At 26.6% G+C, this 830-nt stretch carries 1 protein-coding gene; it reads right to left on the minus strand.

All coding sequences use genetic code 11. From position 1 onward, the window contains the following. Positions 1–55: 55 nt before the first annotated feature. Positions 56–679: a sporulation membrane protein YtaF gene (ytaF, locus tag NG904_RS06070; protein ID WP_252213851.1), complete on the minus strand. Its 624-nt coding sequence runs from the start codon at positions 677–679 to the stop codon at positions 56–58. Positions 680–830 lie beyond the last annotated feature (151 nt).

Here is an 830-nt window from a genome sequence, read left to right on the forward strand (position 1 = left end):
CTGTATTAAAATAATTTTATGAATTATTTTGATACAGCTCTTTTATAGATAGGATTTATAGAAATTTTATAATAGCTAGTATTATAAGAAGCACACCAGATAGCCAGGAGAGTTCAACGTTTATATTGTCAGCTAATTTTTTACCAATTATAACACCAATTGATACAGCTAAAAAGCCAATTATGAAACTAAGAATTATGACCTGAATATAATTTATACTTGTCAAACTAGAACCAAATCCAACTGCTAAGCTATCTAATGAAAGTGCAAGAGCTAGATAAAATGATTCTTTTGGACTTAAAGTTTTTGATTTATCAAAGTCAGCTTTTGTCTCATCAGCATAAACCTCAAGTACAAATTTAAAATCAAATAATTTAAATGTTAAAGGGGTATCTATTTGAGAGCACTTAGATATATAAGATTTAAATATGCATTCAAATAAACGATATATACCCAGTCCCATTAAAAGAACAAATCCTATCAACATAGGCAGATTACCTGGTAAAAATTTTTTTACGATAGCTCCAAGTAATAAGGAAATACCTAGTGTACATGTAGATACCAAATTTATTATTAAAGCAGATATTGGCGGGATTTTAATTTTAGATGTACCATAAGCAATGCTTGCAACAAAAGAATCTATACAGATAGATGATACTAATAAAATTGATTCAAGCATAGTAATACCTCGATAACTAATACATACTTATATATATTTTATATTATGAAGAAATACGATATTAGTTACAAAATGTGAGTGAAATGTAATAAATATTACATGATTAAATTTATCTAAGATTAGTATTTTTTATTTAGGCTCTGTTTTAGCA

This window comes from Clostridium sp. ZBS15 (assembly GCF_023845705.1).
GTDB lineage: Bacteria > Bacillota > Clostridia > Clostridiales > Clostridiaceae > Clostridium > Clostridium aquiflavi.